The 25,083-nt window shown below is 69.3% G+C and carries 21 protein-coding genes and 1 pseudogene; 14 read left to right on the top strand and 8 right to left on the bottom strand.

What is annotated here, in order from left to right; genetic code table 11:
• Positions 1-162: 162 nt before the first annotated feature.
• A pseudogene (locus tag KBZ33_RS01960) lies at positions 163-1,379 on the bottom strand (IS5 family transposase).
• A 402-nt stretch (positions 1,380-1,781) separates the two neighbouring features.
• On the opposite strand from KBZ33_RS01960, the gene dnaN reads away from it, so the two are divergent.
• The 5 genes from dnaN to KBZ33_RS01935 are packed head-to-tail and all read left to right on the top strand — an operon-like array spanning position 1,782 to position 8,866.
• Positions 1,782-2,954 (top strand): DNA polymerase III subunit beta, encoded by a 1,173-nt coding sequence (dnaN, locus tag KBZ33_RS01955; RefSeq protein ID WP_254950067.1) that lies wholly within the window; start codon positions 1,782-1,784, stop codon positions 2,952-2,954.
• 4 nt (positions 2,955-2,958) lie between these two features.
• Positions 2,959-3,819: an RNA methyltransferase gene (locus tag KBZ33_RS01950; protein WP_254950068.1), complete on the top strand. Its 861-nt coding sequence runs from the start codon at positions 2,959-2,961 to the stop codon at positions 3,817-3,819.
• A gap of 58 nt (positions 3,820-3,877) precedes the next feature.
• The gene (gene purL, locus KBZ33_RS01945; RefSeq protein WP_396107811.1) at positions 3,878-6,238 is read left to right on the top strand and encodes a phosphoribosylformylglycinamidine synthase subunit PurL; all 2,361 of its coding nucleotides are present in this window, start codon (positions 3,878-3,880) and stop codon (positions 6,236-6,238) included.
• Between the two features lie 8 nt (positions 6,239-6,246).
• Positions 6,247-7,743 (top strand): amidophosphoribosyltransferase, encoded by a 1,497-nt coding sequence (purF, locus tag KBZ33_RS01940; protein WP_254950072.1) that lies wholly within the window; start codon positions 6,247-6,249, stop codon positions 7,741-7,743.
• 16 nt (positions 7,744-7,759) lie between these two features.
• A complete protein-coding gene (locus tag KBZ33_RS01935; protein ID WP_254950073.1) occupies positions 7,760-8,866 on the top strand; it encodes a glycosyltransferase family 4 protein in 1,107 nt (368 codons plus the stop codon).
• Here the strand turns inward: KBZ33_RS01935 and KBZ33_RS01930 are convergent.
• From KBZ33_RS01930 to KBZ33_RS01915, 4 genes are all read right to left on the bottom strand, one after another.
• Positions 8,799-9,563, bottom strand: a complete 765-nt coding sequence (locus KBZ33_RS01930) for a phytochelatin synthase family protein (RefSeq protein ID WP_254950075.1) — start codon at positions 9,561-9,563, stop codon at positions 8,799-8,801. The two genes, KBZ33_RS01935 and KBZ33_RS01930, sit on opposite strands and share 68 nt — an antisense overlap.
• Before the next feature lie 89 nt (positions 9,564-9,652).
• Positions 9,653-10,558 carry a GNAT family N-acetyltransferase gene (locus KBZ33_RS01925; protein WP_254950076.1) on the bottom strand — a complete coding sequence of 302 codons (906 nt, stop codon included), beginning with the start codon at positions 10,556-10,558 and terminating at the stop codon, positions 9,653-9,655.
• On the bottom strand, positions 10,555-10,956 hold the full coding sequence (locus tag KBZ33_RS01920) for a type II toxin-antitoxin system VapC family toxin (protein ID WP_254950077.1): 402 nt from the start codon (positions 10,954-10,956) through the stop codon (positions 10,555-10,557). Before KBZ33_RS01920 ends, KBZ33_RS01925 begins: the two co-directional genes overlap by 4 nt.
• On the bottom strand, positions 10,940-11,194 hold the full coding sequence (locus KBZ33_RS01915) for a type II toxin-antitoxin system Phd/YefM family antitoxin (protein ID WP_255011458.1): 255 nt from the start codon (positions 11,192-11,194) through the stop codon (positions 10,940-10,942). Before KBZ33_RS01915 ends, KBZ33_RS01920 begins: the two co-directional genes overlap by 17 nt.
• 854 nt (positions 11,195-12,048) lie before the next feature.
• Between KBZ33_RS01915 and KBZ33_RS01910 the strand changes: the two genes are divergently transcribed.
• The 3 genes from KBZ33_RS01910 to KBZ33_RS01900 all read left to right on the top strand — a co-directional run bounded on the left by KBZ33_RS01910 (position 12,049) and on the right by KBZ33_RS01900 (position 13,864).
• Positions 12,049-12,273, top strand: coding sequence for a hypothetical protein (locus tag KBZ33_RS01910; protein WP_254950080.1), 225 nt, complete (start codon positions 12,049-12,051; stop codon positions 12,271-12,273).
• 228 nt (positions 12,274-12,501) lie between these two features.
• A complete protein-coding gene (locus KBZ33_RS01905) occupies positions 12,502-13,095 on the top strand; it encodes an AAA family ATPase (RefSeq protein ID WP_254950082.1) in 594 nt (197 codons plus the stop codon).
• A 280-nt stretch (positions 13,096-13,375) separates the two neighbouring features.
• The gene (locus KBZ33_RS01900; protein WP_254950084.1) at positions 13,376-13,864 is read left to right on the top strand and encodes a GNAT family N-acetyltransferase; all 489 of its coding nucleotides are present in this window, start codon (positions 13,376-13,378) and stop codon (positions 13,862-13,864) included.
• A 130-nt stretch (positions 13,865-13,994) separates the two neighbouring features.
• Here the strand turns inward: KBZ33_RS01900 and KBZ33_RS01895 are convergent, their stop codons facing one another.
• The 3 genes from KBZ33_RS01895 to queG form a co-directional block, all read right to left on the bottom strand.
• Positions 13,995-16,463 carry a DNA topoisomerase (ATP-hydrolyzing) subunit A gene (locus KBZ33_RS01895; RefSeq protein WP_254950086.1) on the bottom strand — a complete coding sequence of 823 codons (2,469 nt, stop codon included), beginning with the start codon at positions 16,461-16,463 and terminating at the stop codon, positions 13,995-13,997.
• Positions 16,464-16,525: 62 nt separating this feature from the next.
• A complete protein-coding gene (locus tag KBZ33_RS01890; RefSeq protein WP_254950088.1) occupies positions 16,526-17,431 on the bottom strand; it encodes a tetratricopeptide repeat protein in 906 nt (301 codons plus the stop codon).
• Positions 17,432-17,455: 24 nt separating this feature from the next.
• Positions 17,456-18,427: a tRNA epoxyqueuosine(34) reductase QueG gene (gene queG, locus KBZ33_RS01885; protein ID WP_254950090.1), complete on the bottom strand. Its 972-nt coding sequence runs from the start codon at positions 18,425-18,427 to the stop codon at positions 17,456-17,458.
• A gap of 39 nt (positions 18,428-18,466) precedes the next feature.
• Between queG and KBZ33_RS01880 the strand changes: the two genes are divergently transcribed.
• The 6 genes from KBZ33_RS01880 to argH are packed head-to-tail and all read left to right on the top strand — an operon-like array spanning position 18,467 to position 24,963.
• Entirely contained in the window at positions 18,467-19,117 is a 651-nt protein-coding gene (locus KBZ33_RS01880; RefSeq protein WP_254950092.1) for an HpsJ family protein, read from the top strand.
• A gap of 54 nt (positions 19,118-19,171) precedes the next feature.
• Positions 19,172-19,903: a DUF502 domain-containing protein gene (locus KBZ33_RS01875; protein ID WP_254950094.1), complete on the top strand. Its 732-nt coding sequence runs from the start codon at positions 19,172-19,174 to the stop codon at positions 19,901-19,903.
• Positions 19,903-20,529 carry a transcription antitermination factor NusB gene (gene nusB, locus KBZ33_RS01870; protein WP_254950095.1) on the top strand — a complete coding sequence of 209 codons (627 nt, stop codon included), beginning with the start codon at positions 19,903-19,905 and terminating at the stop codon, positions 20,527-20,529. Before KBZ33_RS01875 ends, nusB begins: the two co-directional genes overlap by 1 nt.
• Before the next feature lie 11 nt (positions 20,530-20,540).
• Positions 20,541-22,070, top strand: coding sequence for a signal recognition particle-docking protein FtsY (gene ftsY / locus KBZ33_RS01865; RefSeq protein ID WP_254950097.1), 1,530 nt, complete (start codon positions 20,541-20,543; stop codon positions 22,068-22,070).
• 21 nt (positions 22,071-22,091) lie between these two features.
• A complete protein-coding gene (locus KBZ33_RS01860) occupies positions 22,092-23,573 on the top strand; it encodes a PP2C family protein-serine/threonine phosphatase (RefSeq protein ID WP_396107762.1) in 1,482 nt (493 codons plus the stop codon).
• Positions 23,563-24,963 (top strand): argininosuccinate lyase, encoded by a 1,401-nt coding sequence (gene argH, locus KBZ33_RS01855; RefSeq protein WP_254950100.1) that lies wholly within the window; start codon positions 23,563-23,565, stop codon positions 24,961-24,963. The genes KBZ33_RS01860 and argH overlap by 11 nt, the downstream gene beginning before the upstream one ends.
• Positions 24,964-25,083: the final 120 nt, after the last annotated feature.

The raw sequence follows: 25,083 nt of genomic DNA, 5'->3' as shown, positions 1-25,083 counted from the left end.
GTCTGCGGAAAAACCGCTTCAGAACCGCGCTTTCCCCTCACGGAGCTGTGATCGGGCTGGATTTGTTGTGTCAGCGGTTCAGACAGCGCGATTCCGACGGTTTTGTGCTGTTTTGGCTCTCCTGCGAGTGCCGTTTGGCCACACCTCTGGGCAACCCGCTGTTCATGCCGCCGCCATCGCCGGTTTGTGCAGGTTGGCCAGGCGGATCAGGTTGTAGGCGATCACGTGCAGCCCAAACACTGCCCTCACCTTTTCGGTGCCGCGCAGCTTGAACTGGCGCAGACCGCCCGACTGTTTGATCCAGCCAAACACCTTCTCGATGCCGCGGCGGGCGTTGATCGATTGGGCGTAGCCCTCGTGCCGCGTGGTGCGCCCATCGATGGCCGAACCTCCAGAGCGGGCCGTGTTCTGCGCCACCTGCGGCGTGACACCGATGCGACGCATCTCAGCGACAAAGCCCCTGGTGTCGTAGTTCTTGTCGGCACCGATGGTCTTCTGGTGGGCACCGGGACGATCCGCCGCCATCGCCTGGGCGGCATCCCGCTCTCCAGTACCCACCGCTTGCGTCACCTTGCAATCGACGATCAGGGCATGGCGGTTGTCCATGAGCCCATGGCCGTCGCACCGCAAGGTGCGCTTGCTGCGCCGGTAGCTGGGGAGTGCCGGATGGGCATTGGATTTCCGGCACAGCAGCGCGTCCGGATCGACAGTGGAGCGATGGGTCTTGTTGCTGAGCTTGACACCGCGGGAATCGCCTTTGGCCCGTTTCTTGCCTTCCTTGGGAGCCCCAAAACTCTCGCCAGGCCCAGCCGGTGGCGGCGGTGGATCGTCCTGGCCGTCAATCCGCCCCAGCGACGCGTGAGAAGCCCAGGCCTGGAGCAGCGTGCCGTCCACCGAGAAGTGCTCATTGCTGAGCAGGGGCTTGACCTCCGGAGCGCCCATCAGCTTCTCCAGGAAATGCCCCATCACCTGCTGGTTCAAAAGCCGGTCTCTGTTCTTGGTGTAGACGAAGTCGGCCGGAGGCCATAGGTGGTGGGATGCCAGATCGGATCGTCGGGGCTCAGGCCCGCAAACCAGCGGAACAGCAGGTTGTTGTGGAGCTGCTCCAGCAGCAACCTCTCGGAGCGAATCCCGTAGAACGCCTGCAGCAACGAGGCCAGCAGCAGTTACTCAGGCGGAACTGAGGGCCGGCCTTCTGCGGCGTAGAGCTCACAGAAGGTGGGATTGAGTCGATCGAGGACCTGATCCGCCGGTTTCCGGACCCGCCGCAGCGGATGGCTGGCCGGAATCCGCTCCTCAATCGACACGTAGGAGAACAGGGAGCCGCTGCGCTCCCGGTGACCTCGCCTCTCAGATGGGCAGTTGGCCCATTTTCGCAGAGATGGCCGGGTTTTCAGCGGACCCTTAGGCGTCTGCCGGTGGTTCAACCGTCTGGGGAAATCCTGGGAGTTTCCACCTGTCCCGACGGGAGAGGCAGGGGAGGGTATCCCCCCCTAGGTGGCCGGCGAATTCCACAGGCCCGGGATTCGGGGGAAAACCGCTCAAAACGGCTCACTTGTTCGACCCATTCCCCAGTCATCGTCCCGACAAAAGCCAGTGATGTCAAGGAAAGACGGCCTGTTTACCCGTTTTCCCCCGCCTCTACGGCGACGGGCTGTTTTTGCTTTTTTCAATCCTTGATTAATCGTCTGAGCAGTCGGGAGACCACCCGTTGCGCTTTGCCGCGCCCTGTGAAACCGTGGGGCCTCTAGAACGCCGTTCTGCCGTCGTCGGCACCCGCCATGAAGCTGGTCTGCTCCCAGGCTGAACTCAACGCCAGCCTGCAGCTGGTCAGCCGGGCCGTGGCGACGCGGCCCACCCATCCGGTTCTGGCCAACGTGCTGCTCACCGCCGATGCGGGCACAGGCCGCCTCAGCCTCACCGGCTTCGACCTCAGCCTCGGCATCCAGACGAGCCTTCCCGCCGCCGTCGAGACCAGCGGCGCCATCACCCTGCCGGCGAAGATGTTCGGCGAGATCGTGGCCCGGCTCTCCACCGACAGCCCCATCAGCCTCAGCTGCCCGGAAGGCGAGGAGCAGCTGGAGCTCACCAACCTCTCGGGCAGCTACCGGATGCGGGGCATGCCCGCCGACGACTACCCCGACCTGCCCCTGGCCCAGAGCGGCACCCCGATCCGCTTCCATGCCGAGGCTCTTGTGAAGGGCCTGCGGGCCACCCTGTTCGCCAGCAGCCCCGATGAGAACAAGCAGTTGCTGACCGGCGTGCACCTGCGCCTGGATGGGGAAGGCCTGGAATGCGCCGCCACCGATGGCCACCGCCTGGCTGTGCAACGCCTCTCCCATGCGGTCGAAGCTGCCGCCAGTCCCAATCCGGAGGCCGCCGACGCTGAGGGGGCCGATTTTGCTGTCACGGTGCCGGCCCGGTCGCTGCGGGAGCTGGAGCGGATCCTGTCCGGCCGCAGCTCCCAGGAGCCCCTCAGCCTGTTCTGCGAACGGGGCCAGGTGGTGGTGCTCTCCGCCGATCAGGTGCTCACCAGCCGCAGCCTCGATGGCACCTACCCCAACTACCGCCAGCTGATTCCCCCGTCGTTTCAGCGCCGCCTGGTGCTCGACCGTCGCGCCTTCATCGCCGCCCTGGAGCGGGTGGCCGTTCTGGCCGACCAGCACAACAACGTGGTCAAGATCAGCGCCGACCCCGCCGCCGGCACGGCCACGATCAGGGCCGACGCCCAGGACGTGGGCAGCGGCTCCGAATCGCTGGCGGCCACGATCGAGGGAGAGGCGATCGAGATCGCCTTCAACGTCCGCTACCTGCTCGATGGCCTCAAGGCCATGGCCTCCGACCAGGTGGTGCTGCAGTGCAATGCCGCCACCACCCCGGCCGTGCTGGCGCCGGTGGGGGCCGACGAGGCCTTCACCTATCTGGTGATGCCGGTCCAGATCCGCACCAGCTGAGCGCGTGAGTCTTCCCGAGCAGCTGCTGCTGAGCGATCTGCTGCGTCGGCAGGTGCGTTGTGATCAGGGCCTTGAGCGCGGCGCGGGGGTGCTGGCCTGGATGCATCCACCGGTGCATCGGCTGCTGGGCTGGGCCAGCCGGCCCTCGGCCTTCGCCCAGAAGCGGCTGGTCTGGCGGCTCGACCAGCTGCGGGGGCTGGGGGAGCAGGAGGTGTTCGTGAAGGGGGAGCCGGCGGAAACGGATGCAGCCACCCTCGAACGGCTGCCGACCCTGATGGATGCCGCCCTCACCGGCGCTGATGACGTGCCCCTGGGGCTGGTGGCCGATGCTGCCGTGGAGCTGCGCAGCGGTCGCATCCTGCACTATCTGGTGTCACGCAGCGATCCGCGCTTGCCTGGCTCCAGTCGCTGGCGCCTGAGCCCCGACCGGATCGTCGACCAGCAGCCAGGCCGTGTGTTCACCGCCCTGCGGGGGCTGGATGATCTGCCGGTGGCCCGGGCCAGCGTGCGCCAGAAGCTGCTGCGCCGTTCCCAGCGCTGGAAGGAACAGGTCCAGCAGGTGGGCGGCCGCGTCGAGGAGCGGCTGGAGGGCTGGCTGGAGGAGCCCCCCTGGCCGGAGGCCTTGCGCGAGGAGATCCCCTGGCCCGAGCGGGACCCCCGCGATCGCTATCCGAACGATCCCTATCCGGACGAGCGCTACACCAGCGACCGCGACGAGTCCGACCCGCTCGAGGACTGGCCCGAGGAGGAGCAACCTGAAGAGCCACCGGAACCGACCCGGCAACCGCCACTGGAGGAGCCGGCGCCCCGCCGCGATCGCTACCGGGGCCGGGAGCCCCGTGAAGCCGACGACCCCTGGATCTGATACTGGAGGGCCGTTGCCGCGCCCTCCGGTGGTTCCTACCTCGACTCCGTCCTTCTCGGTGCCCGAGGCCCTGCGCAAGGAGGGCCTGAGCCAGGGCGATTACGACGAGATCGTGCGTCGCCTCGGCCGGCCCCCCAACCGGGCCGAGCTGGGCATGTTCGGGGTGATGTGGTCGGAGCACTGCTGCTACCGCAACTCCCGCCCCCTGCTGGGCCAGTTCCCCACCACGGGCCCCCGCATCCTGGTGGGGCCGGGCGAGAATGCCGGGGTGGTGGACCTGGGTGAGGGGCAGCGGCTGGCCTTCAAGATCGAGAGCCACAACCACCCCTCGGCGGTCGAGCCCTTCCAGGGGGCGGCCACCGGGGTGGGGGGCATCCTGCGGGACATCTTCACCATGGGGGCGCGCCCGATCGCCCTGCTCAACGCCCTGCGCTTCGGGCCGCTGGAGGACGAACGCAACGTGGGGTTGATGGAGGGGGTGGTGGCCGGCATCGCCCACTACGGCAACTGCGTCGGCGTGCCCACCGTGGGCGGGGAGGTGGCGTTCGACCCCAGCTATGGCGGTAACCCCCTGGTCAACGCCATGGCCCTGGGCCTGATGGAGACCGACGACATCGTCTGCTCCGGGGCGGTGGGCGTGGGCAATCCGGTGGTGTACGTGGGCAGCACCACCGGCCGCGACGGCATGGGCGGGGCCAGCTTCGCCAGTGCCGAGCTCACCGAAGCCTCCCTCGACGACCGGCCCGCCGTGCAGGTGGGCGATCCCTTTCTGGAGAAGGGGCTGATCGAGGCCTGCCTGGAGGCCTTCCAGAGCGGCGATGTGGTGGCGGCCCAGGACATGGGCGCCGCCGGCCTCACCTGCAGCTGCTCGGAGATGGCGGCCAAGGGTGGGCTGGGCATCGAGCTCGACCTCGACCGGGTGCCGGCGCGGGAGAGCGGCATGAGCGCCTACGAATTCCTGCTGAGCGAATCCCAGGAGCGGATGCTGTTCGTGGTGGCCGCCGGGCGGGAGGAGCCCCTGATGGCCCGCTTCCGCCGCTGGGGTCTGCAGGCGGCGGTGGTGGGCCGGGTGCTGCAGGAGAACGTGGTGCGGGTGCTGCAGCACGGCGACGTGGCGGCCGAGGTGCCCGCCAGTGCCCTGGCGGATGACACGCCGATCAACCACCACGAGCTGCTGGCCGAACCCCCGGCTTCGCTCCAGGCCCACTGGACCTGGAGCGAAGCCGAGCTGCCGGCGGCGGATACCGGCGGCCTTTCCCTGGCCGAAGGCGTGCTGGGCTGGGGTGAGGTGCTGCTGCGCCTGCTGGATGACCCCAGCATTGCCAGCAAGCGCTGGGTGTACCGCCAGTACGACCACCAGGTGCAGGCCAACACCGTGGTGCTGCCCGGCGGTGCCGATGCGGCCGTGATCCGGCTGCGGCCCCAGCAGGGGCCAGGGGCGATGGCGGCGTCGACGCGCGGCGTGGCGGCGGTGGTCGACTGCCCCAACCGCTGGGTGGCGCTCGATCCGGAGCGGGGCGCGATGGCGGCGGTGGCGGAAGCGGCCCGCAACCTCTCTTGCACCGGCGCCGAGCCCCTGGCGGTCACCGACAACCTCAACTTTCCTTCCCCGGACACCGCCACCGGCTACTGGCAGCTGGCGATGGCCTGCCGGGGCCTGTCGGAGGCCTGCAGCGCCCTGGCCACGCCGGTCACCGGCGGCAACGTCTCGCTGTACAACGAGACCCGCCTGCCGGATGGCCGCATGCAGCCGATCCACCCCACCCCGGTGGTGGGCATGGTGGGGCTGGTGCACGACCTGGCCCATGTGACGGGGCTGGCCTGGCGCCAGGCCGGTGATGCCATCTGGCTGCTGGGGGTGCCGCTCGACGAAAGCGGCGACGGAAGCCTGGGGCTGGGGGGCAGCAGCTACCTGGAGGTGGTGCACGGGCAGCTCACGGGCCGCCCGCCCCTGGTGGATCTGGCCCTGGAGGGGCGGGTGCAGGGCTTCCTGCGCCAGGCCATTGCGGCCGGTCTGGTGCGCTCCGCCCACGACCTTTCCGATGGCGGTCTGGCGGTGGCGGCGGCGGAGGCCTGCATCGCCTCTGGCCTGGGGGCTGATCTGCAGCTGCCCGCCGGCGACGCTCGCCCCGACCGGCTGCTGTTCGCCGAGGGCGGGGCACGGCTGCTGGTGAGCGTGGCCCCAGAGCAGGAGGCGGCCTGGGGCGCGGCCCTGGCTGGTGCGGCCGTGCCGGCCCAGTGCCTGGGCACGGTGACGGCGGCCCAGCGCCTGGGCCTGGCCCGGGGCGGCCAGCCGCTGCTGGAGCTGGCGGTGGAGCAGCTGCGCGACACCTACGAGCAGGCGATCCCCGGCCGGTTGCGGAAAGCCGGGCCCCCACCCGACAGGTCATGGGCGAAGATGAACTTTCCTCCAGAGTGAGATACCCCGTGCCCTGCGCCGATCAACACGATGCGCAGCCCACGGGAATCACCGAGAGCGATCGCCCCGACAAGCCGGAAGAGGCCTGCGGCGTGTTCGCCGTGCTGGCGCCGGGTCAGGCGGTGGCCAATCTCACCTACTTCGGGCTCTACGCCCTGCAGCACCGGGGCCAGGAGTCGGCGGGCATCGCCGTCTTCGATGATGTGAAAGTGCGGCTGCACAAGGACATGGGCCTGGTCAGCCAGGTGTTCGACCAGGCGGTGCTGGAGCGGATGCCGGGCCAGCTGGCGGTGGGCCACAACCGCTATTCCACCACCGGCAGCAGCAAGGTCTGCAACGCCCAGCCGGTGGTGCTGATGACGCGCCTGGGCCCCTTCGCCCTGGCCCACAACGGCAATCTGGTCAACGCCTCGGAGCTGCGGACCTCCCTCGATCACCTGGCGGGGGAGTTCACCTCCACCACCGACTCGGAGCTGATCGCCTTCGCCCTGCAGGAGGCGGTGGGCTCCGGCCTGGGCTGGAATGCGGCGATCCGGGCGGCGGCGGCCCGCTGCCGCGGCGCCTTCAGCCTGGTGATCGGCACCCCCGACGGCCTGTTCGCCCTGCGCGATGGCCACGGCATCCGGCCGCTGGTGTTCGGCATGCTGGGCGAACCGGAGCAGGGCCAGTGGGTGGCCAGCAGTGAGAGCTGCGGCCTCGACATCGTCGGCGCCCGCTTCGTCGACGATGTCCAGCCCGGCGAGCTGATCCACTTCCGCCAGGCCGATCCGATCCCCGAGCGGCAGCGCTGGTGCGAGGAGCCCAGCAAGCTGTGCGTCTTCGAGATGATCTATTTCGCCCGGCCCGACAGCCGCTTCTTCGGCGAATCGCTCTACAGCTACCGGGTGCGGATCGGCGAGGTGCTGGCCCGGGAGAATCCGGTGGCGGCCGACATCGTGATCGGTGTGCCCGATTCGGGCATCCCGGCGGCGATCGGCTACTCGCACACCAGCGGCATCCCCTTCGCCGATGGCCTGATCAAGAACCGCTACGTGGGCCGCACCTTCATCCAGCCCACCCAGGCGATGCGGGAGGCGGGCATCCGCGTGAAGCTCAACCCCCTGCCGGATGTGCTCTGCGGCAAGCGGGTGGTGGTGATCGACGACTCGATCGTGCGCGGCACCACCAGCCGCAAGCTGGTGGCGGCTTTGCGGGATGCCGGTGCCACCGAGGTGCACATGCGGATCAGCTCGCCCCCCGTCACCCACCCCTGCTTCTACGGCATCGACACCGACACCCAGGACCACCTGATCGCCGCCCGGCTGACGCTGGAGGAGATCGAGCGGCACCTGGGCGTCGATTCGCTCAGCTACCTGAGCAAGGAGGGCATGGTGGAGGCGGCCCAGGCCAACTCCAGCCATTTCTGCACCGCCTGCTTCGACGGCAATTACCCGATCGAGATGGATGAGGAGGTGCGCAACAGCAAGCTGATGCTTGAGCCCACCGGCCTGGCGGCGCGGGTGTAGGCCCGGCGGGTCCGCCATGCGCATCGCTTTTCTTGATTCCTGGCTGCAGGACGTGGCCGAGGGCAGCGGCACGGCGGCCGCCATCGGTGGGCTGGCGGCCGCCTTGGCGGCCCGGGGCCACCAAGTGGAGCGGCTGGTGCCCCAGGGTGCCTGGCCCCGCCACCTGCTGCTGCGTCGCCTCTGGTTCAACCTCACCCTGCCCCGGCGCCTGGCCGCCGCCCAGGGCCGCTACGACCTGCTGGTGGGCTTCGACATCGACGGCTTCCGGGTGGCGCACCGCTGCTCGGTGCCCTATGTGTGCTGCATCAAGGGGGTGCTGGCGGAGGAGTCGCGCTGCGAAAGCGGCTGGCCGCGGCTGATGCTGTGGGGCCTGTCGCAGCTGGAGCGCCTCAACGCCCGCCGGGCGCCGCGGGTGCTTTCCACCAGCCGCTACTGCTGTGAGCGCATCGAAGCCCATTACGGCGTGCCGGCCGACCGGCTGAGGCTGGTGCCGGAGGGCATCGACACCGGACTCTGGAACCCGGCGGGCGCGAACGTTGCTGCCCTGGCCGCCCTGGACGGGGCCCGCGAGCCCCACACGGTGCTGTGCGTGGCGCGCCAGTACCCACGCAAGCGGGTGGGGGATCTGATCACGGCCTTCCAGAGTGTGCACGCACGGCTGCCGAGTGCCCGGCTGGTCGTGATCGGCGATGGGCCGGAGCACGGGGCGCTGGTGGAGCTGGCGCAGCGGCTGGGGCTGGCTTCGGTGGTGCAGCTGCTGGGGGCGCTTCCCGACGACGGCGCCGTACGCGAGTGGTACCGGCGCAGCGCCGTGTTCTGCCTGCCGTCGATTCAGGAGGGCTTCGGGATCGTGTTTCTTGAGGCGATGGCCAGTGGGCTGCCGGTGGTGAGCACCACGGCCACGGCGATTCCGGAGGTGGTGCCCCAGGGCCGGGCCGGGCTGCTGGTGCCGCCGCGGGATCCGGCGGCGCTGGCCGAGGCCCTTGTGAAGTTGCTCACCGATGAGGCGTTGCAGGCCCGCTGCCGCGCCTATGGCCGCGAGCACGTGGAGCCGTTCAGCTGGGACCGGGTGGCGGAACGCTTCCTGGCGGCGGTGTCGCCCCAGGCAGCCGCCGGATCGTGACCAGGCCGCGGCTGCGGCCCGAGGTGGAGTCGGTGGTGCGGATCGCCGTCCAGAGGTCGGCCACGGGGACCCACACCGAGGGGTAGCGGTAGCGGGCCACATCGAGGATCAGCACCCGATCGCTGGGGGCGTGGAAGGCGGCCAGAGGGGCGATGTGGCCGCCGCCGGCCTGGCCCAGGGCGGGGCGGAAGTAGTTGGCCAGCAGGCGATCGCCCGGTTGGCTGAGGTTGGTGCGCAGCAGGGCGCGGAACTGCTCCAGGCTGAGCTGGTCGCCGTGGATCGCTTTGGCCGTCACCCCGTGGCTGGCGATCAGGGCGGCCAGTTCGGCCAGGATCATGCCCTGGCGCCGCACCACATCGGCGCTCACCACCGTGCTGCCGGCCGGCACGTCGAAGACGTTCTCCTGGGTCCAGAAGCGGTAACGGCCGTAGCCCGGCACGGCTGGGGCGGGCACGCCGAGGCTGTTGAGCACCATGGCGGCACTGGCCACACCGCAATAGGCGAGGTTGGCCTGGGTCAGGAACTGCTCGGCCAGGGGGCCGTAATCGGCCCGCGCCCCGCTACCCACCAGCAGCTCCATGCCGGCCGGCTCCATCAGGGGAATCGGGGTGGCCCCGACGCGCCCGGCCGTGAGCGGTGCCGCCAGGGCCAGCGCCAGCAGCACCAGGCCGGGGACGGGAAGGATCGAGCGCGTCATCACGGCTGGCGTGGACCCCGGGGTGGGGCGTCCTTGGATGGAAGGTAGGGGACCCTCTGCTGCGGTGGGGGTTGCCGGCGCGCCCAGGCTCAGCCGAGCTCCAGGCAGGCCAGGCCGTAGACATCGGCCAGCGACACCGCCGGCGGGACGCCTCGGTACATGCGCAGGGTGCGGGAGACAGGCCTGAAGCCCAGCGACTCCAGCAGCGGGGCGGCGGCGGCATTGGCGCCGGGGGCATCGATCAGCACCGTGCCGGGATGGCGCTGCAGCAGGCCCTCCAGCAGGGCCACGGCGGCGGCGGGGCTATCCGCCAGCAGGGGGCCAAGGCGCCAGCCGTCGCCCTCGGGCAGCAGGCAGGGACGGACGCGGCCGAAACCGTGGCAGGCGCCCTGCCGATCCACCAGGGCCAGCACCTGGCCGGCGGGATGCTGCAGCCACTGGCGCAGGAAGTGGGGGCGGGGCGAGGGCTCCCGCTGGGCATCGAAGCGCTGCACGGCGGCCGCCGGGATGGCGCTGCCCTCCAGCAGGCACCAGGGGGGCTCCGGCGCTGCGGGCGAGGGGACCAAGGCGTCGCCGGCGCCGAGCCGCTGCCAGCGGGTGGTGGCGGAGGCGGGCGCGAAGCCCCAGCCGGCGTAGTCGTCGATCCGGTCGGTGGCGGCCTCCAGGCCGATGCAGGGCACGTCGGCCAGATGGGCCAGCGCCTGGCGCCACAGCTGCAGCCCATAGCCCTTGCCGCGTTCGGCGGGCACCACCAGGAACAGGCCGATGAAGCCGTAGGACGCGTTGTACCGGACCCCGGCGATGCACCCCACCGGCTCATCGCCAAGCCAGCCCACCCAGAGGCCCTGGCGATCGGTCTGGCGGTAGATGGCCACATCGCCCACGCCCGGCGCAAAACCCTCCCGCCGGGCCCAGGCGGTGATGGTGGCGATGTCGGCGCTGTGCAGGGGGCGGATCGTGAGCGGGGAGGGGCAGCTCCGGTCGGGGGTGCTCACCAGATCGTTTTCAGCTCTGGAATGGCACGGAGCTTTTGATCGGCGCTGATCAGGGGCCGGCGGCCCTGCAGGGCCGTGGCACCGATGAGGCGATCGGCCGGGTCACCATGACGGAACTGGGGGCCACGGGAGAGCAGGGCGATCTCGGCGGTGATCGGCAGCACCTCCAGCCGCAGGGCTTCAAGCAGGCGGCGCAGGTAGAGATCCGGCGGCACGGCTTCCGGCAGGCTCAGGCGGCCCCGTTCGTGCAGCAGGGCCAGCTCCCAGAGGCTGATGTCGGCGATGGCCAGTTGACCCTGGGCGCGCCCCTGCTCCAGTGCCGCCAGGGCGCGCCGGGAGAGCCGGGCCGGCGCATGGGCCCAGAACAGCAGGACATGGGTGTCACAGATGGTCAGCATCACCCAAGCCTTCGAGATCGGCGTCGCCATCGGCGATCGATGCGACAACATCCCCCAGCGTGACGCTGCCGCCCAGCCCCTCCAGCCAGAGGCGGGCCTCCTCGGCCGGATCCTGTTCCGGCTCGATGCGGGCAATCACCCGGCCGTGGGAGGTGACCTGAATCGCTTCCCCGGCCTGAACGCGCTTGAGGTAAGTGGGCAGGTTCTGGCGAAGGTGGGTCACGGAGACGCGGGCCACGCAGGTTGGCTGTACATAGGGTCTGTACAGACTAGGGCTTGTGATGTTGCTGTTTCTATAGAGGGAGCTGCTCTACGGAAGCGGCTCAGGTTGATGGTGAGGTGGATGGCTTTTATTTGACAGATTCGGCCCCTGACATTGTTAACTCCGGGCGGGAGGAACAGGGCTTGGTCTCAGTGTAGACCTCATGGAGAGTTCTGCCTCTTAGGGAGCTATGTGGTTTTACATGGCCATACCTCCGAAGCAGCGGGCCAGGCTGATCACCGCTTCCCAGCCATCGCTATAGGCACGCAGGGACACCTCTACTCGCCATGGCTACGTACTTGACGGTGCGCCGTCTGACGACGCATTAATCGCGCTCGGTAATGTGTGCGCCCCATCGCCCCGTCAGCGTGGGGAAGTGGCGCGACCACTTCCCACGTGTGAAGGGCCAAATTCAGTTGCACGGCGGCATCACGCCGGACCTCGTGGTGGACGGGTACGAGATAGACGGGTCGTGGGAGGCTGAGTTGCCCGGGGTCGAGCGGGACTTGTCGCCGAGTTACTGGCCGGGGGACTTTACGGCTTCCGGCCTTGCCAAGAGGCGGGAGGAGCGCTGTAGCCAAATTGTCACGCGAAACTTGATGCGATCTTCGATGCGCATCTGCAGGCGGAATTGGCTGGCGACCTCAACGAAACACTGGCGACGATGTCCCCAGATCCGCGTCCCGTGATTGTTCCCACCATGGTCGGCGGTCAAGGTCCGCAGGCTGTTCGCAGGTTCTATGCCAAACGGCTCATTGGTCATTTTTCCCGCCCGATGTCGTTTTTGAGACGGTTTCGCGAATTTATGGCGAGCAACGACTCGTGGATGAATGGATCATCTCTTCACGCATACCATCAAGATGGAACATATCCTGCCAGGGGTTGAACCGACCGGGCGCAGGGTTGAAGCCGTGTTTGTCGTGATCGTTGGATTTAAGGTTCAAAAGGCCGCCTATGAACACATCCTCTGGGACCAGGCGAGTGTTCTGGTGCCGTTGGGTTTGCTGGATCCGAAGGGTCTTCCGTCGTTAGCGTCGGTGCCGCCGCAAAGTTGAGAAATCCTGCGCTGCCGGACCAGTTCTCCCTAGGGGGTTGACTGGCGTGATCTGCACCTAACCGCAGCATGCCGCTGACGACTCATTACGCCGCTGCTGAGGCTAAGTGCTGGGCGGATCAGCAGCGCGCGGTGCTTCTCGGGTAACTCCAGCCTGGCAGTCACCGCTCAGGCAGCACGTGCACGAGCTCTCTGGAGGGGAATAGAGTGCTGCAGATCGTCACCCCCCATGCGTATCGCGATTTCTGGATCCCACTCTCTGGGAAAATCCACTGTTGTCAACGATTGGGTCGCCTCCCAGCCTGGTTTTCACAGAGAAGAAGAGCCCTATCGCGCCCTGGGCCTTTTCGGACCTTATGAGATTAAGTTCCGCGAAGCCTCAACCAGGCTTCAGAATGGAATCCAGATGTACTACAACATCTCTCGAATCCATCGTTATGCGAGCGTGTTTGACGATGTGATCTTGGATCGATCCCCTGTCGATTATCTTGCCTATTCGCAATACACTGCCAATCAGGCCACCACCGACATCAATGACGCCTTCGTGGCCTCCATGGTGCCCGCCGTGAGGGAGTCGCTGGATCATCTCGACATCCTGGCTTTCGTACCGAAATCTGAGGCCTGGCCCGTGGCCATGGAGGAAGATGGCATCCGCCCCGCGGATCATGCCTACCGTGACGACGTGGACGCGATCTTCAAGGAGATCTATCGCGACGGTCGCTTCGATGTCATGCCCCGAGAGCAGGCGCCACGGCTGATCGAATTGGTCGGGCCAGCAGAGCAACGGCTTGACCAGTTCAAGAACGCCATCCGTTCCGTATAGCAGGACTCCAGCTCTGCCTGATGGAACTGTCGCTGCAAGGAGCGATCCAGAACGGACCAGCAACGGCCTTGTACCGGGCACCGTCGCGAGACCAGGGCCATCTGCCCCGGTCAGCAGGGGGGGTCTGCGGGTTCCCGCTCCGCAAAGGGGCTGTCGCCGCAGAGGCAAGAGGTGCGCGATGGGGCCCGCATCGCCCTGCGCTACCTGCCCGCCGATGGCCGGGACTCTGAGGGATAAAATCGCCGCTGCACTGGATCTCCATCCGTTGTGGTGAGCTTGCGTGAACGACCCGCCCCTGACGCTGCGCCGAGCGACAGAGTCCGACCTGCCGGTGCTGGCCCGCTTCGGCCTCGCCCTCGCTCAGCTGCATGTCGGCTTTGATGGGGAACGCTTTGCCGTGCCGCCGGGTGGCGAGGCCGCCTATGCGGCGTTCTTCCGAGCGGAGCTCCAGCGTCCGGAGGTCGTGCTGCTGATCGCCGAGGCCGGCCCCCAACCTGTGGGCTATGCCTTCGTGCGGATGGAGCCGATGAGCCTTGTGGAGATTCGCCGTGCTGGAGCCTGGCTTCACGACATCTACGTGGATCCCCAGGCCAGGAGCGGCGGGATCGGCCGCCGGCTCCTCGAGGCGGCCAAGGAGGCGGCCCTCGCCCTAGGCTCCAGCAGCCTGATGCTCAGTGCGTCGTCGCACAATGTCGCCGCCAGGCAACTGTTCGAGCGCGCCGGACTGCGGCCGACCATGGTCGAGATGCGGATCGAACTGGGGGCGTGAAACGGGAGCATCCGCGTGCCAACAGGCCGCACCGCGCCCTACAACCTGGCCTGCGGCGACCCTGACGGTTACTGCGAGACGATCACAGCCACCCACCTCCAAGACACGTGCTGATCGTCCGGCGACCGGCCTAGGGCCCCCCGATCATTGGCACCAGCTGCTGCACCGCATCGCCGGCCTTCAGCGCCAGCAACGTGCCCGAGCCGCCGCAGTTTTCCGGAGCCAACTGGTCGGCCTTCAGCCGCAGGCTGCGGCCATCGCTGCCCTCCAGCGTCACGCCGATCACCGGGGTGTCGCCCGCCTGCAGGTCCACCAGGCCGTCGTCGCGCTCCAGGAAGCGCAGGCCGATCTGGCCCATGGCACCCCGCTGGCAGGGCCGCAGGCTTTCGAGCTGCAGCCGTTTCACCTGGCCGCGGCGGCTGGCCAGCAGCACGTTGCCGCCGGCGCTGGCCCGCGCCGCCCCCACCACCCGTTCGCCGGGCAGCAGGCGCAGCAGCATCGGCCCCTGGGCGGTGCGGCCCAGCACCGGCAGGTTGGTGTCGTTGATCGCCAGCCGCAGCACCCGCCCCGTGCTGGTGGCCACCACCAGATCCTCCCCCTCCTGGCAGGGCACCACCCGCTGCAGGGCCACCCCTTCCTTCAGCTTCAGCACGGTGGCGGGCCGGCCCGACAGCTCCAGGAAATCCCCGATCGGCAGCCGTTTGAAGCGTCCATCGGTGCTCAACAGCCCCAGGCTGCCGCGGGCCGGCTGCGGCAACGGCAGCACCTGCACCACCTGCTCCCCCTGCAGGCTGTCGGGCAGGAAGCGCTCCAGCTTGCCGGGGTGCTGGCCGGCGAATTCCCAGCGCAGCAGCGCCACCTTGCCGCCGGCACTGAAGGCCAGCAGGGCCGGCTGCTCGGCCACCGGCAGGATCAGCCGCGCCGGCGGTGGCTGCTCGCCCAGTTCAGCGGCGTCATCAAGGTGCAACCGCCCCAGCACCTGGGGCGTCACGATCCGCACGGCGCCGTCGGTCTGGATCAGCAGCCGGCCCTCGCTAGCGAGGGCCTCGAAGGCCTGCTGCCGCTGCAGTTCGGTGTTGGGCCGCACCGCCGCCGCCCGCTGGGCCACCAGGGCGTCGCCGCCCTCGACCAGGCGGGTGCGGCGGGGCGTGGCATAGCGCTTCTTCAGCCCCTTGAGCTCGCTCACCATCGTGTCGAGCAGGGTGTCGCGGTCGTCGCGCAGGTGCCGCAGGCGGGTGCGTTCCTGCTCCAGCTCCGCCGCCTCCTTGCGCAGCCCCTCCTGCTCCAGGCCCGTGAGCCGCCGCAGCGGCATGGCCAGCACCGCATCGGCCTGCCGTTCGCTCAGGTCCAGGTGCACCTGCAGGCTGGCCCGGGCCGTGGCGGCATCGCGTGCCTCGCTGATCATCGCGATCACGCGCTTGAGGTCGTCGAGGGCCTTGGTCAGCCCCTGCACCACCTCCAGCCGGTCTTCGCAGCGCTTCAGCGCATGGTTGGTGCGCCGCAGGATCGTCAGCTCCCGATACTCCAGGAACCGCAGCAGCAGCTGGCGCAGGTTCAGCTGCTGGGGCTGGCCGTTCACCAGCGTCAGCAGGATGGCGCCGAAATTGCTCTGCAGGGCCGTGCGCCGCTGCAGTTCCTCCAGCACCTTCTGGGGCTCGGCGTCGCGACGCAGTTCGATCACCACCCGCATCCCGTCGCGGTCACTCTCGTCGCGGATGTCGGCGATGCCGCCGATCTTGCCGTCGTTCACCTGCTCGGCCAGCTTCTCGATCCAGCCCGCCTTGCTCAGCTGGTACGGCAGTTCCGTCACCACCACGGCGCCGCGACGGTGGCGCCCTTTGCCGGGCTGCACCTCCTCAATGTGGGCCACGCCCCGCATCGGGATGCTGCCGCGCCCCGTGGCGTAGGTGTCGCGCACGCCGCTGCCCAGCAGCACCTCGCCGCCGGTGGGGAAATCGGGGCCCGGCACCATCGCCAGCAGCTTTTCTTCTGCCAGATCGGGCTTGCGGATCAGGGCGATCAGCGCCTCCACCACCTCGCCCAGGTTGTGGGGGGGGATGCTGGTGGCCATGCCCACGGCGATGCCGGTGCAGCCGTTGAGCAGCAGGAAGGGCAGCTGGGCCGGCAGCACCGTCGGCTCCTGCTGGGAGCCATCGAAGTTGGAGGCGAAATCGACCGTGTCGCTGCCGATCTCATCGAGCATCGCCTCGTTGGCGATCGGCGCCAGCCGGGTTTCGGTGTACCGCATCGCGGCCGGTGGATCGTCGTCCACCGAGCCGAAGTTGCCGTGGCCATCCAGCAGCGGGTGGCGGCTGGCGAAGGTCTGCACCAGCCGCACCAGGGCGTCGTAAACCGCCTGGTCACCGTGGGGGTGGTACTTGCCCAGAACGTCGCCCACCACCCGGGCGCACTTGCGGTACGGCCGGTCCGGGGTCAGTCCCAGCTCGTGCATCGCGAACAGGATGCGGCGCTGCACCGGCTTGAGGCCGTCGCGCACGTCCGGCAGGGCTCGCCCCACGATCACGCTCATCGCGTACTCGAGGTAGGAGCGCTGCATCTCCTGATGCAGGGCGATCGGTTGGACGCGCTCGTCCGGCATCCGGTCCTTGATGTCTGCGTTTCAGGGCGCTCAGCCTACAGATGGTGCCCGTGGCCACCTGCTCAGGAGTCGTCGCTGCCACCGTCGTTGCCGTCACCGGCGGTGGCATTGGCCTGGGCCCGCTCCACTGCGGCCTTCAGCTCCGGCAGGGCCAGCAGCTGGGCGGTCACCGCCCGCAGCCGCGGCCCCCACAGTTGCTCTTTCTGGAAGCTGTCTTTCACGTAGTTGGGCTCCTCCGCCAGGGCGCTTTCGGCCAGCTTCAGGGCCTGGGCCCTCTCCGCCGGTCCGCGCTCGAACAGGGCCGCCGCCAGGGCCAGGGAGGTTTCGGCGATGTCCGCCTTGATCTTCAGCACCCGCTGCCAGCGGCCGATGGCGTCGGCGGTGCGGCCGCTCTCGAACAGCACCAGGCCCTGGTTGTTGATCGCTTCCCAGAAGTCCTTGCGCAGCCCTGCGGCCTTCTCGAACGAGCCCAGGGCGGCGTCTTTGTTGCCCAGCAGAATCTGGGCATTGCCGAGATCGAAGTAGGCACCGGCGTTCTTGCCGTCCAGTTCAATCCCCTTGCGCAGCAGGCCGATGGCCTCCTGGGGCTTGCCGTTGCGCAGGGCCAGGGAGCCTTCGGCGAACCAGATGCCGGCGTTGTTCGGATCCAGCTGCTTGGCCCGGGCCAGGGCCACCACCGCCTTCTCCGTCTGGTTGCTGCGCAGCTCCGCCTCGGCCAGCAGCACCCAACCGCGGGGGTCATCCGGCAGCAGCCGCACCGTCAGCTCCGCCAGCCGGGCGGCATCTTCGGCTTGGCCGAGGCGCAGCAGCCGCGCCGCCGCCTGGGCGATGCCCAGCCCCGCCCCTTCCAGCTCCTTCTCCTGGGGCAGGTAGACGAACGGCACCAGCGCCTTGGCCGGTGTGGGGAGAACCGTCAGTGGCAAGGCCAGGCAGAGGGAGGAAAACAGTCGCCAGAACCGCCGGCCCACGGAAGCACCCCGAATCACTCCAGCCTAGGGAGCCATCCTCCGTTGTCCCCAACCGGCCGCCAGCGCCGCCCGGATGTTGCGCCGCCACATCGCCGGCCGGATGCGCCGCAGGGCCGAGGCCCGCAGCCGCTCATCCCAGTCGGCGTCGTTCCAGCCCAGGGCCTGCTCGCCGCGCAGATCCAGCAGCCACGGGCGCGGTTGCACGTCCACGTCGCCGGCGATGGGCAGGGGCCGGTGGTTCCAGGGGCAGACCTCCTGGCAGATGTCGCAGCCGGCCACCCAGCCCTGCAGCTGCCCGACGATCGGCGTCGGCAGGGTTTCGTCGCGGTTCTCGATCGTGTGATACGCCAGGCAGCGGCGGGCATCCACCACGAAGGGCTCGTCGATGGCGCCGGTGGGGCAGGCGTCGATGCAGACGGTGCAGGCGCCACACAGCGAGTCGGCCGGGCGGTCAGACGGCAGGTCGAGGCTGGTGAGCAGGTGGCCCAGCAGCATCCAGGAGCCCCGGCGGCGATGGATCAGGTTGCCGTTCTTGCCGATCCAGCCCAGGCCCGCCTCCTCCGCCCAGGCCTTGTCGAGCAGGGGCGCACTGTCGACGCAGGCTCGCCAGCGGCAGTCCGGTGCGGCCTTTTCCAGCCAGCGCCCCAGCTGCCGCAGGCGCCCATCGATGACCCGGTGGTAATCGCGCCCCCAGCCGTAGCGGGCCACCCGCAGGCTCCCCGGTTCCTGCTCCTGGGCCACGTGGTAGTTCCAGCCCACGGCCAGCACGCTGCGCACCCCCGGCAGCAGCGCCTCGATCCGCTGGCGGCGCGGGTCGTTCATCCAGCCCATCCCCGCCTGGTGGCCCGCCGCCAGCCAGCGCTCCAGGGCGGCGCTGCGCAGCGGCAGCCGGGGGCCCCCGGGCACCGCCGCCAGGCCCACCGGCGCGAAGCCCAGGGCCTCGGCCCGGGCCCGCAGGGCCGCCGCCAGCGCGCCAGGGGAGAGGGGAGCGTTCAAGTGCTGCCGGTAGAGTCCCACGAATCTGATTCCCCTTGTGTGGCTGCCGCTTCCTCCTCCCGCTTCAGCCCCTTGCTGCGCTGGATGGGCCTCACCCTGGTGGTGCTGCTCGTTCTGCAGCTTGTCGCCGTTCTCACGCTCTGGGACTGGCAGGAGGAGGCCTTCCGCCAGCTGGTGGTGGAGCGACTGATCAGCCAGGCCCCCATGGGTCTGATCGGTCTGCTGCTCATGTACCTCTCCTCCCGCCTGGAAGACCAGTCGGAGGGGCGCACCCCCGTCCTCTGGACGGTCTGCATCATCAGTGGTCTGCTGGCTGTCGTGCTGACCGCCTCGCTGCCGATCACCTTCGGCGGTGACCAGCAGATGCAGCAGCAGAACGACCAGCAGATCGCCGCCAAGCGCGGCCAGCTGGAGATGGCCCGCCAGCAGAGCAAGGATCCCGCCCTGATGCAGCAGCTGATCCGCCAGGCCGAAGCCACCGGCCAGGTGCCCCCCGGCGCCACCGAGGCCCAGAAGACCCAGTCGGCCCGGGCCTTCATCGATCGCCAGCTCGACCAGCTCGAAACCCAGTTCAAGCAGACCGAGCAGACCGGCAAGGTCACCCTCAGCCAGCGCCGCTATGGCGGATCGCTTGGCGCGGTGGTGTTGATCATCGCCTTCACCATCCTTTGCCTCGGCAGTGTCCTGTAAGACTCCCGTGGATCGTTACCGTTAGGGTTTCGCCCCTACGGACCCCTTCTTCCATTGGTCCCATCCAGTAGTCCCAGTTCCGACCAGCCCCTGGGCAACCGGCTGCAGCAGGATCTCAAGAACGATCTGATCGCCGGCCTGCTGGTGGTCATTCCCCTGGCCACCACGATCTGGCTCGCCACCACGGTGAGCCGCTTCGTGCTGGCGTTCCTCACCTCGATTCCCAAGCAGTTCAACCCGTTCAACACCCTCAACCCCCTCCTCCAGGACCTGATCAACCTGGGGGTGGGCCTGCTGGTGCCGCTGCTGGGCATCCTGCTGATCGGTCTGATGGCCCGAAACATCGTCGGCCGCTGGCTGCTCGAGTTCGGTGAGGGCACCCTGCTGCGCATCCCCCTGGCGGGCTCCGTCTACAAGACGCTCAAGCAGCTGCTGGAAACCTTCCTGCAGGGCAACTCCAGCCGCTTCCGGCGGGTGGTGCTGGTGGAGTATCCCCGCGAGGGGCTCTACGCCGTGGGCTTCGTCACCGGCGTGCTGGGCACCGCCATCCAGGCCGATTTCGCCGAAAAGATGCTCAGCGTCTTCATTCCCACCGCTCCCAACCCCACCACCGGTTGGTATGCGGTGGTGCCCGAGCGCCTGGTGAAGGACCTGGAACTGAGCGTCGAGGATGCCTTCCGCACGATCATCTCCGCCGGCATCGTCAGCCCGGACGAGCGGGAACCCAACTCCAATCGCAGCTTCGCCAGTCTCCTGGCCCAGCTGCGTGCCCCCCAAACCTCCTGATGCAGAGTCGCACCCTTGCCCGTGAACTGGCCCTGCTGATGCTGGGTCAGGTCAGCGATCGCGGCAGCGGGGCCGCAGCCCCCACCGGCTCTTTCGATGTGCTGCTGCAGCAGGCTGTCACCACCCTCAGCCAGCACGTGCGCGAGGCCCTCGACCGCTCCGCCGAAGATCTGCAGCAGGCCCAGCAGCGGCTGCTCGACAGCGAGCTGCAGGACCAGGGCGAGAAGCAGCTGCCCACGGTGCGGCGCCATCTGCAGGAGGGACTCACCCACGCCGAGCAGGCCCTCAATCGCCTTTCGGCCAGCCTGGAGCTGCCGCGCCTGCTCCTGCTGGCCGACCAGGACGCCGTGCGGCTCGATGCCATCGCCCGCACCAGGGCGGTGCTGCGCGACCGGGAGGGCCTCGACGGCCGCATCGATGCGGTGATGGAAGGCTGGCGCCTCACCCGTCTGCCCCGGGTCGACCGCGACATCCTGCGGCTGGCGGTGGTGGACCTCGAGGACTTCGCCACGCCCCCCGCCGTGGCCTGCAACGAGGCGGTGGAACTGGCCAACCGCTACAGCGACGACCAGGGGCGACGCATGATCAACGGTGTGCTGCGGCGCTTCACCGCCGCCCGGGTGTAGGCAGGAACGCGATGGTCTTCGATTGGTTCAAACGGGCCCTGGCCCAGCCCGCCCCGGAGCCCGAGCCCCAGCCCGAGCCGGAGTCCGCAGCGGCCGCTCCTGCTGAAGCTTCGGTGGCCCCGCCAGAGCCGGTGGAGGAACCCGTAGCGGCTCCCACTCCCGCGCCGGCCCCTGCAGCTCCGGCCGGCGCCGGTGTCGATGAGGATGCCTTGGCCTGGGCGCGCCAGGCCTATGCCCGTCTCAAGGCCCAGCAGGAGGCGGCCAGCCTGGTCGCCGGGGCCGAAATCACGCCCGAGCCCGAGCCTGAGCCGAATCCGCCAACGCCCGAATCGGCACCGCCAACCCCCGAGCCTGAGCCCCCTGCCGCCCCGCCTGCGGGTCCGGGCCTGTCCCTGCTGGAGCAGGCCGCCGCCCAGCGCCAGCAGCGCCTCCAGGAGATCACCGCCCCCGCCGAGCCTGCCCCGGCCGCGCTGCCGACCGCCGCAGCGACCCCCGCGGCCGCAGAGGCCGATGCCGCCGACCCCAGCCTGGGGGCCTTCGATGCCACCTTCACCTGGTCGGCCGAGGTGCTGGCGGCCCAGGGGCGGCGGGTTGAGGAGGTGTCTCTTGAGGAGATCGACTGGCTGGGGCGGTTACGCCGCGGCCTGGAGAAGACCCGCAAGGGCTTCGTCACCCAGCTGCTGGAGAACCTCGGCGACGATCCCCTCACCCCGGCGGTGCTCGACGATCTCGAGTCCACCCTGCTGCGCGCCGATGTGGGCGTGAAGGCCACCGACCAGGTGCTCGAAGCCCTGCGCCGCCGCCTCAACGAGGAGGTGGTCGATCCTGCCGAAGGCCTGCGCTTCCTCAAGGAGCAGCTGCGCGGTCTGCTGGACGCCCCCATCCGCGCCGGCGACACCGCCGTGCTGGCCCCCCAGCGCGACAGGCTCAACGTCTGGTTGCTGGTCGGCGTCAACGGGGTCGGCAAGACCACCACCCTCGGCAAGCTGGCCAACCTGGCGGTGCGCAGCGGTTACAGCTGCCTGATCGCCGCCGCTGACACCTTCCGGGCCGCGGCGGTGCAGCAGGTGAGCGTCTGGGGTGAGCGCAGCGGTGTGGCGGTGGTGGCCAACCCCAGCGCCAATGCCGACCCGGCGGCCGTCGTCTACGACGCCATCGGCGCCGCCCGCTCCAAGGGCACTGAGCTGGTGCTGGTGGACACGGCCGGCCGGCTGCAGACCAAGCACAACCTGATGGAGGAACTGGGCAAGGTGCGGCGCACGATCACCAAGCTGGCGCCGGAGGCGGTGGTGGAGTCGCTGCTGGTGCTCGACGCCAGCCAGGGCCAGAACGGCCTGCGCCAGGCCATGGCCTTCGCCAATGCCGCCGGCCTCACCGGGGTGGTGCTCACCAAGCTCGATGGCAGCGCCCGCGGCGGCGTCGCCCTGGCGGTGGCCTCCGAGGCGGGGCTGCCGATCCGCTTCATCGGGGCCGGCGAGGGCATCCGCGACCTGCGGCCCTTCAACAGCTTCGAGTTTGTCGAGGCACTGCTGGCCTCCTGAGACTCGCCTGCCGCTGCTACCTTGCGTGTCCTTTGCGGCCGCTCGGTGAGCAGCCTGCCGCCCCCGCAGCCTCTCTCCACCTCCACGGCGCCCCCGATTCCCGATCGGGGGCCGTCGGTCACGGCTTCGCTGCGCCAGCTGCTCGACAGCCTCGGCCGCGAACAGCGTCGCAACCAGGAGCTGCTGGCGTCCCTGTCGTTCGCCCTGCGCAGCTACACCAACCTCAAGCGCTTCCTTGAGCTGGTGCCTCTGGTGGCCGCGCGGCTGGTGGAGGCCGAAGGCAGCCTGCTGGTGGTGTTCCATGCCGATGGCCGCCTCTGGCGCGAGCAGCTCCAGGCCACCGCCGGCGAGCGCAGTGCCGAGGTGCTGCGCCAGCTGGCCGCCCTGCCCGATGGTCAGCTCCACAACCAGGAGGGCGATGAGGCTGTCGCGGTGCAGCTCGACCCCCTGGTTCAGCGCCTGCTCGGGGCCCAGCAGGTGGTCGCCACCTCCGTGGTGGCCCGCAGTCGCCAGCGGGGCCGGTTGTACGTGTTCAGCGGTCAGCGCGGCTTCAGCTGGAGCGACGTGCGCCGCCGCCACCTCCAGCTGGTGGCCGACCTCACCGGCGTGGCGCTGGAGAACGAGGTGCTGCAGCAGGACCGGCGCCGCCATGAGCGGCTCGACCGCCAGCTGAGCATCGGCGCCGAGGTCCAGTCCCAGCTGCTGCCCGACCACTGCCCCGTGATCGACGGCGTCGAGCTGGCCGCCCTTTGCCGTCCGGCCTTCCAGGTGGGCGGCGACTACTACGACTTCATCCCCACCCAGCCCCAGCTCACCGGCCACCGGCGCGAGCAGGCCCCCTGGGCGCTGGTGATGGGGGATGTCATGGGCAAGGGGGTGCCGGCGGGCCTGCTGATGACCCTGCTGCGGGGCATGCTGCGGGCCGAGGTGCTCAGCGGCCTGCCCCCGGATCGCATCCTCCACGACCTCAACCAGCTGGCCCAGGAGGACCTGGCCCACTCGCACCGCTTCGTCACCCTTTTCTATTCCGACTTCGACCCCCGCACCCGCCTGCTGCGTTACGCCAACGCCGCCCACAACCCGCCGCTGGTGTGGCGGCGCCACGGCGGCCGGGTGGAGCGGCTCGACACCCCCGGCCTGCTGATCGGTCTGCAGAGTGAGGCGGAGTACGGCTGCGGCGAACTGCAGCTGGAGCCCGGCGATGTGATCCTCTACTACACCGATGGCGTCACCGAAGCCAGCGGCTTCAGCGGCGAGCGCTTCGATGAGGAGCGGCTGGTGCGGGCCTTCGATGTTGCCTGTCGGGCGGCCCATGGGGCCCAGACGATCCTGGATCGGCTGTTCGAGCGCCTCGACCGGTTCGTCGGCAGCGACCGTCGCCTTGAGGACGATGCCTCGATGGTGGTGCTGAAGGTGCGGGACGGGGTGGTGCTGCCTGCCTGCCCCCGACCTGAGACGAATGGCAAGCTGAAGGGCTGCCCGGAACCCCGTGATGGCCGCTGACCCCTCCCCCACCACCTGGAGCGATCGCTTCGAGCAGGGTCTGCATCCGGCGATTGAGCGGTTCAATGCCTCGATCGGCTTCGACATCGCCCTGCTGCAGGAGGATCTCGATGGCTCCATCGCCCATGCCCGCATGCTGGGCCGCTGCGGCGTGATCACGCCGGAGGAGGCCGAGCGCCTGATCGAGGGGCTTGAGGCCATCCGGGCCGAGGCGGCCGCCGGCAGCTTCACGCCGGGGATTGAGGCGGAGGACGTGCATTTCGCCGTGGAACGGCGGCTGATCGAACGGCTTGGCTCCCTCGGCAAGAAGCTGCACACCGGCCGCAGCCGTAACGACCAGGTGGGCACCGATCTGCGCCTGTGGCTGCGGCGCCGCATCGACCACATCGATGCCGCCCTGGTGCGTTTCGAGCGGGCCCTGCTGGCCCAGGCCGAAGCCCACCCCGTCACCCTCATCCCCGGCTACACCCACCTGCAGCGGGCCCAGCCGGTCTGTCTGGCCCACCACCTGCTGGCCTACGTCGAGATGGCCGAGCGCGACCGCCAGCGCCTGGCCGACGTGCGCCGTCGCGTCAACATCTGCCCCCTCGGGGCGGCGGCCCTGGCGGGGACGTCGGTGCCGATCGACCGCCGCCAGACCGCTGCGGAGCTGGGCTTCGAGGCGATCTACGCCAACAGCCTCGACGCGGTGAGCGACCGCGATTTCACCGTCGAGACGATGGCGGCGCTGTCGTTGGTGATGGCCCACCTCAGCCGCCTGGCGGAGGAGGTGATCCTCTGGGCCAGCGAGGAGTTCGGCTTCGTGGGGCTCACCGACCGCTGCGCCACCGGTAGCAGCCTGATGCCCCAGAAGAAGAATCCCGATGTGCCCGAACTGGTGCGAGGCAAGAGCGGCCGCGTCTTCGGCCATCTGATCGGACTTCTCACGATGATCAAGGGTCTGCCCCTCGCCTACAACAAGGACTTCCAGGAAGACAAGGAAGCCCTGTTCGATGGGGTGCGCACCTGCCTCGATTGCCTTGAAGCGATGGCGGTGCTGTTTGAGGAGGGGCTTGAGTTCCGCCCCGCAAGGCTGGAGGCCGCCGTGGCCGCCGATTACTCCAATGCCACCGATGTGGCCGACTATCTGGTGGCCCGGGGGGTGCCCTTTCGGGAGGCCTACCAGCTCGTCGGTGGGCTGGTGAAGGCCTGCCTGGGGGAACAACGGCTGCTGGCTGATCTGCCCCTGGAGCGCTGGCAGGAGCTGCATCCCGCCTTCGAGGCGGACATCCATGCGGTGATCGCCCCGCGGCAGGTGGTGGCGGCCCGCCGCAGCGAGGGCGGCACGGGCTTCGAGCGGGTGGCTGAGCAGCTGCGCCTGGCCCGGGAGCGGCTGACGCGAACCCCCTGAGGCACGTCACCATCCGCCTATGGCCCCCCGGCGCCAGAGCTGGGGCCGCCAGGCGTTGGAATTGCGCGTCTCCGTCTAACCTTGGCGGGTCTCAGGCGCCTGCGCGCGCCATCGGTTCCC

This window comes from Cyanobium sp. Cruz-8D1, assembly GCF_024345975.1.
In the GTDB taxonomy this organism is placed as follows: domain Bacteria; phylum Cyanobacteriota; class Cyanobacteriia; order PCC-6307; family Cyanobiaceae; genus Cyanobium.
Note: the sequence above shows the minus strand (reverse complement) of the source record. Positions and strands in the feature narration are given on the sequence as shown.